Annotated in this window: 3 protein-coding genes; all 3 read left to right on the top strand. The window is 54.8% G+C overall.

Going from position 1 to position 2,390, the window contains the following annotated elements:
• Positions 1–649 (top strand): P-loop NTPase family protein (locus tag L692_RS32310; RefSeq protein ID WP_036721582.1); only part of this gene is annotated, 649 nt, incomplete at its 5' end.
• On the top strand, positions 646–2,121 hold the full coding sequence (locus L692_RS0102530; RefSeq protein ID WP_025696917.1) for a P-loop NTPase family protein: 1,476 nt from the start codon (positions 646–648) through the stop codon (positions 2,119–2,121). The genes L692_RS32310 and L692_RS0102530, both read left to right, overlap by 4 nt.
• A gap of 13 nt (positions 2,122–2,134) precedes the next feature.
• A partial coding sequence (locus tag L692_RS27605) for a hypothetical protein (RefSeq protein ID WP_036721580.1) occupies positions 2,135–2,390 on the top strand: 256 nt, incomplete at its 3' end.

The raw sequence follows: 2,390 nt of genomic DNA, 5'->3' as shown, positions 1-2,390 counted from the left end.
GAGAATTGCGGCGGCAGGCCGCCGGGTTATTCTGCTGGGGATGAATGTGTATGATCCGGGCTATGACCGTAAAACCACAATCAGTCTCGACCGGCTCCGCCCGAAGCTGACCGGAAGCAGGCTGTACGATGAGGATTTCGACCAATGGATTGCGCAGGACGGATACCGCTATCTACCGGGCAACTGCGATTACTTGAGCGCCCAGGATTACCAGGAGAACGAGATGGAATACCTGCTTGACCGTGCCTCGGACAACGCCGATATCGTCATTGCCGATCTCGGCTCCATACCGGATAGCGCGGCTTGGTACACGGGGATGAGAAAGTCCGAGCTGCGGCTGCTTGTTACTCACCCGAAGCATGAACATAGGCTGGAAGCGCTCCTGGATTTGGCGGGACATCTGGATCTTTATCCGCAGGATTTCAAGCTCATTCTGAATCGCGGCGGCCTGGAAGAGACTGTCTCCCCCAAGAGTATGGCGCTCAGATTCGGAACCGAAATCTTTCTGGATCTCCCTTACTATCCGCAAGTCTCCGGCAAGCTGCCGCTTGGCAAGAAGGAGCTTGCGCAGATGGACGAAAAAGTCCGGGCGCTGCTCTCCGTGTTCGGCTTTGAAGCCGAGGTTAGGAAGAGAGGAATATTCCTATGAGCAAATTGGAGGTTCCCGGACTCGCTGATCCGGCGTTACCGGCAACAGGCTCTCCGTTTTCACTTAAAGAGAGAGTGCTTCGTGGCAGCAGGCCAGGCAAGGAAGACTTCCCTTCTTTCCTGCAAAAAATGAAAAGAGAGATGAATGCAGGTCTGGAGCGGGAGGACGAAGCGTACTTCGAGCTTAACGCGAAGGCGCTGACGGGCGACCCGCAGGCTGTCAGCTTTTTCATGAATGAAATTGAAAAGTACCTGCGCAAAACGCCGTTCACCGGCAGCGTTCCCGAAGCCTATGACACGGCGGCCGAAGCGCTGTTTCATGAATGGAAAGGCTTTGGTCCGGCCTACCGCTGGTTCACGGATCGGGCGTATAGCGAATCGACGGGTCTGCAGATTATCGGCCGGCAAATTTTTTACAATGTGAGAGGTCAATTTGTTCCTTATCCGTATGAGATGCCGTCACTGGACCGGGTCGAGCAATTGAAGCGCTCGCTGCTGAAGAGCGACCCGAACAAGAAGCTGAATAAGGATAATCCGTCCGCCGAGTTCAAAATGGATGATCCGCTCTGGCCCGGCAGATTTATCCGGCTCGCCATTTGGGTTGCGCCCCGGGTCTGGGAGGGCTTTACGACGATTTCCATGCGGCGGCAGGTAGTCGAATTTCTTGATCTGGACGATCAGGCGGGGACGGAATGTATTCCGGCGGAAGCTGTACCGATGATTCGCGCGCTGGCGATGACCTTCCGCAATACAATAATTGCCGGAGCGGTCGGCTCGGGAAAAACGACCTTTGCCAATACGATTGTCGGCGAGCAACTGCTTGGTTCAGCCTCCTGCATGGGCGTTGTCATGATCGAGAAGCATCCGGAATCCACGCTACCTTACCAGATTAAAGGGCACCGGATTATTCCCATCCAGGCTGCCAATGAAGAGCTGATGGAAGTCGGCGTGGAGTCGCTGCGCCATGATCCCAACCTTCTCTACATGACGGAAATGAGATATAACGAATGGGAATTTTATCTGTGGAGCGGGGAGAAGGGGTACGACGGCATAACGGGAACCTTCCATACGGTTGATTCGGAGGATGTTCCTTATCAGGGCGCTTTTGCCGTCTCGACCCGCATTGGCGGAAGTCTGAAGGGGCATCTCGTCTCCGCGCTGAAGGCATGCGAGCTTGTGTTCATCCTGGAAAGCGCCGGAGAAGGCAGAAAGCGGCTGGCGCGCATATCCGAAGTGTACTATGACGAAGCCCATAGCTCGGTGTTCGCGAATGATCTCATGCGCTGGGAGGAGGAGAGCGGAGATTGGGCCTATAATGCGGAGATTACCGAAGGGCTTGCTCTCAAAATGCGCAAGAAAAATGCGGAAGCGGCGCAAATGCTGCGAGAGACGCTACAGCGACTGGCTAAGGCGAAGCCGATGTCCGGACCGCTCAAGGAAAGTCTGAAATCCAGAATCGTGCTGAACGAATAAGGCGGTGAGAACAGTGAACGGAGTATTTTATTTGCTGCGCTTTGCGCTGCATCTGCTGATTGTCTGGGGGATCTGGCTGCTCATCAAACCGCTCGCGGAACAGGGCATCCGGCATTTTACGGCCCGAATGAATCACTTGCTCCTTCGCAGAAGAAGATTTCTCGGGCAAAAGGCGGGCGGACTTCCCAAAAATCTGCCGTTTTACAGACATTTGGACAACCTGCTCTACATCGCCAAGCGAAACTATGAGCCGGGAGTCACCGTGCTGC

Origin of the sequence: Paenibacillus forsythiae T98, from assembly GCF_000520735.1 — a bacterium.
GTDB classification, from domain to species: Bacteria; Bacillota; Bacilli; order Paenibacillales; family Paenibacillaceae; genus Paenibacillus_AQ; species Paenibacillus_AQ forsythiae.
Note: the sequence above shows the minus strand (reverse complement) of the source record. Positions and strands in the feature narration are given on the sequence as shown.

Bases quoted from the DNA above. Each gene is read 5' to 3' on its own strand.
- L692_RS0102530 (WP_025696917.1), top strand. From the start codon at position 646: ATGAGCAAATTGGAGGTTCCCGGACTCGCTGATCCGGCGTTACCGGCA.